Annotated in this window: 3 rRNA genes; all 3 read left to right on the forward strand. The window is 55.1% G+C overall.

Annotation, left to right across the window (positions count from 1 at the left end):
- Positions 1-797 (forward strand): 16S ribosomal RNA (locus tag ACH3VR_RS23240); the annotation flags it as partial.
- Between the two features lie 389 nt (positions 798-1,186).
- Positions 1,187-4,290 (forward strand): 23S ribosomal RNA (locus ACH3VR_RS23245).
- Between the two features lie 111 nt (positions 4,291-4,401).
- A 5S ribosomal RNA gene (gene rrf, locus ACH3VR_RS23250) occupies positions 4,402-4,518 on the forward strand.
- Positions 4,519-4,567: the final 49 nt, after the last annotated feature.

The following is a 4,567-nucleotide window of genomic DNA, read 5'->3' on the forward strand; positions in this document are numbered from 1 at the left end:
AACTGACGCTGAGGAGCGAAAGGGTGGGGAGCAAACAGGCTTAGATACCCTGGTAGTCCACCCCGTAAACGTTGGGAACTAGTTGTGGGGTCCATTCCACGGATTCCGTGACGCAGCTAACGCATTAAGTTCCCCGCCTGGGGAGTACGGCCGCAAGGCTAAAACTCAAAGGAATTGACGGGGACCCGCACAAGCGGCGGAGCATGCGGATTAATTCGATGCAACGCGAAGAACCTTACCAAGGCTTGACATATAGAGGAAACGGCTGGAAACAGTCGCCCCGCAAGGTCTCTATACAGGTGGTGCATGGTTGTCGTCAGCTCGTGTCGTGAGATGTTGGGTTAAGTCCCGCAACGAGCGCAACCCTCGTTCTATGTTGCCAGCACGTAATGGTGGGAACTCATGGGATACTGCCGGGGTCAACTCGGAGGAAGGTGGGGATGACGTCAAATCATCATGCCCCTTATGTCTTGGGCTTCACGCATGCTACAATGGCCGGTACAAAGGGCTGCAATACCGTAAGGTGGAGCGAATCCCAAAAAGCCGGTCCCAGTTCGGATTGAGGTCTGCAACTCGACCTCATGAAGTCGGAGTCGCTAGTAATCGCAGATCAGCAACGCTGCGGTGAATACGTTCCCGGGTCTTGTACACACCGCCCGTCAAGTCATGAAAGTCGGTAACACCTGAAGCCGGTGGCCCAACCCTTGTGGAGGGAGCCGTCGAAGGTGGGATCGGTAATTAGGACTAAGTCGTAACAAGGTAGCCGTACCGGAAGGTGCGGCTGGATCACCTCCTTTCTAAGGAGCATCTGGCACCCTTTGGGGTGTCCAGGCGCCGGTTCTGAGCGAATGTCTCAGCCGGTTAGCTCATGGGTGGAACATTTGATGAGGCGCTCTCTTCGGAGGTTCTGGGTTTAGTACGCCGCTTGCGGTTGGAACGGTCTGGTTCGGATGGGGGAGCGCATGCACGCTGTTGGGTCCTGAGGGACCGGGTGCGGTTTTGGCCGCAGCTGAACCTCAGGGCCTTTTCTGCGCCGGCCGGTTGGCTGGTGGCGGGGAGGGTACCGCCCGTACTTTGAGAACTACACAGTGGACGCGAGCATCTTAGAGATGACTCGAAAGAGTCATTTCACAGATGATCTTTTAGATCATTAGTCAATTTCGATTGACGATTCAAACTCATGTGATTTCAAGTCTTTAAGAGCAAACGGTGGATGCCTTGGCATCTGGAGCCGAAGAAGGACGTAGCAATCTGCGATAAGCCTCGGGGAGTGGATAAGCACACTTTGATCCGAGGATCTCCGAATGGGGAAACCCCGCTGGGCGGCGTGCCGACCTAGTGACTCCCGCCTGAATATATAGGGCGGGTAGAGGGAACGTGGGGAAGTGAAACATCTCAGTACCCACAGGAAGAGAAAGCAACCGCGATTCCGTTAGTAGTGGCGAGCGAAACCGGAACAGGCTAAACCGAGTACGTGTGATATCCGGCAGGAGTTGCGTATTCGGGGTTGTGGGACTTTTCTGGCTGTTCTGCCGAGCAGCCGGCGTTACAAGAAGGTATAGACGAACCGCATTGAAAGGCGGGTCATAGAGGGTGCCAACCCCGTAGTCGAAATGCCTCTCTTGACGCGAAGAGTATCCCAAGTAGCACGGGGCCCGAGAAATCCCGTGTGAATCTGTCAGGACCACCTGATAAGCCTAAATACTCCCAGATGACCGATAGCGGACAAGTACCGTGAGGGAAAGGTGAAAAGTACCCCGGGAGGGGAGTGAAATAGTACCTGAAACCGTTTGCTTACAAACCGTTGGAGCCTCCCTAGCAGGGGTGACAGCGTGCCTTTTGAAGAATGAGCCTGCGAGTTAGCGATACGTGGCGAGGTTAACCCGAGTGGGGTAGCCGTAGCGAAAGCGAGTCTGAATAGGGCGATTCAGTCGCGTGTCCTAGACCCGAAGCGAAGTGATCTATCCATGGCCAGGCTGAAGCGACGGTAAGACGTCGTGGAGGGCCGAACCCACTTAGGTTGAAAACTGAGGGGATGAGCTGTGGATAGGGGTGAAAGGCCAATCAAACTTCGTGATAGCTGGTTCTCTCCGAAATGCATTTAGGTGCAGCGTTGCGTGTTTCTTGCCGGAGGTAGAGCTACTGGATGGCCGATGGGCCCTACAAGGTTACTGACGTCAGCCAAACTCCGAATGCCGGTAAGTGAGAGCGCAGCAGTGAGACTGTGGGGGATAAGCTTCATAGTCGAGAGGGAAACAACCCAGACCACCAACTAAGGTCCCTAAGCGCGTGCTAAGTGGGAAAGGATGTGGAGTTGCTCAGACAACCAGGAGGTTGGCTTAGAAGCAGCCACCCTTGAAAGAGTGCGTAATAGCTCACTGGTCAAGTGATTCCGCGCCGACAATGTAACGGGGCTCAAGCACGCCACCGAAGTTGTGGCATTGACATTATTGGTAGGCCTTCGTGGTCCAGCCGTGTTGATGGGTAGGAGAGCGTCGTGTGGCCAGCGAAGCGGCGGTGTGAACCAGCCGTGGAGGCTACACGAGTGAGAATGCAGGCATGAGTAGCGAAAGACGTGTGAGAAACACGTCCTCCGAAAGACCAAGGGTTCCAGGGTCAAGCTAATCTTCCCTGGGTAAGTCGGGACCTAAGGCGAGGCCGACAGGCGTAGTCGATGGACAACGGGTTGATATTCCCGTACCGGCGAAGAACCGCCCCAATCAATCCAGTGGTGCTAAGTGCCCGAATTCCTCTGATCGATCCCTTCGGGGTGAGACGTTGGAGCTAGCGCACGACCCCATGCTGGTGCGGTTAGCGTATTAACAGGTGTGACGCAGGAAGGTAGCCCAACCCGGGCGATGGTTGTCCCGGGGCAAGTGCGTAGGCCGAGCGATAGGCAAATCCGTCGCTCACATAGGCTGAGACACGATGCGGATGAAAAGTGGGTGATCCTATGCTGCCAAGAAAAGCATCGACGCGAGGTTCTAGCCGCCCGTACCCCAAACCGACTCAGGTGGTCAGGTAGAGAATACCAAGGAGATCGAGAGAATCGTGGTTAAGGAACTCGGCAAAATGCCCCCGTAACTTCGGGAGAAGGGGGGCCTTCGGCGTATTAGGACTTGCTCCGAAAGCGTTTGGAGGCCGCAGAGACTAGTGGGTAGCGACTGTTTACTAAAAACACAGGTCCGTGCCAAGTCGCAAGACGATGTATACGGACTGACGCCTGCCCGGTGCTGGAAGGTTAAGAGGACCGGTTAGCCGCAAGGCGAAGCTGAGAATTTAAGCCCCAGTAAACGGCGGTGGTAACTATAACCATCCTAAGGTAGCGAAATTCCTTGTCGGGTAAGTTCCGACCTGCACGAATGGCGTAACGACTTCCCAACTGTCTCAACCGCGAACTCGGCGAAATTGCATTACGAGTAAAGATGCTCGTTACGCGCAGCAGGACGGAAAGACCCCGTGACCTTTACTACAGCTTGGTATTGGTGTTCGGTGTGGCTTGTGTAGGATAGGTGGGAGACTTTGAAGCGTGGACGCCAGTTCACGTGGAGTCATTGTTGAAATACCACTCTGGTCACTCTGGATGTCTAACTTAGAACCGTAATCCGGTTCAGGGACAGTGCCTGGTGGGTAGTTTAACTGGGGCGGTTGCCTCCCAAAAAGTAACGGAGGCGCCCAAAGGTTCCCTCAACCTGGTTGGCAATCAGGTGGCGAGTGTAAGTGCACAAGGGAGCTTGACTGTGAGACTGACAGGTCGAGCAGGGACGAAAGTCGGGACTAGTGATCCGGCAGTGGCTTGTGGAAGCGCTGTCGCTCAACGGATAAAAGGTACCTCGGGGATAACAGGCTGATCTTGCCCAAGAGTCCATATCGACGGCATGGTTTGGCACCTCGATGTCGGCTCGTCGCATCCTGGGGCTGGAGTAGGTCCCAAGGGTTGGGCTGTTCGCCCATTAAAGCGGTACGCGAGCTGGGTTTAGAACGTCGTGAGACAGTTCGGTCCCTATCCGCTGCGCGCGTAGGAAGTTTGAGAGGATCTGACCCTAGTACGAGAGGACCGGGTTGGACGAACCTCTGGTGTGTCAGTTGTTCCGCCAGGAGCACCGCTGATTAGCTACGTTCGGGATGGATAACCGCTGAAAGCATCTAAGCGGGAAGCCGGCCTCAAGATGAGACTTCCATGCCTTCGGGCGAGAGGCTCCCAGCCAGACTACTGGGTTGATAGGCCAGATGTGGAAGTGCAGCAATGCATGCAGCTGACTGGTACTAATAAGCCGATGACTTGATAACACCCCTGTTTTGAATACAAGCGTGTTCGCGTCCACTGAGTGGTTCTCGATGTACGGTCGAGAACCGCATGACAATGACTTTTTGTTGTGCAGACTGAAACATCAATAGTGTTTCGGCGGCCATAGCGAGAGGGAAACGCCCGGTCCCATTCCGAACCCGGAAGCTAAGCCTCTCAGCGCCGATGGTACTGCAGGGGCGACCCTGTGGGAGAGTAGGACACCGCCGGACTTCCATTACCGAAATGGCCACCCAACGCAGGGTGGCCATTTCGCGTTAA

Origin of the sequence: Microbacterium alkaliflavum, assembly GCF_044325405.1 — a bacterium.
In the GTDB taxonomy this organism is placed as follows: Bacteria; Actinomycetota; Actinomycetes; order Actinomycetales; family Microbacteriaceae; genus Microbacterium; species Microbacterium alkaliflavum.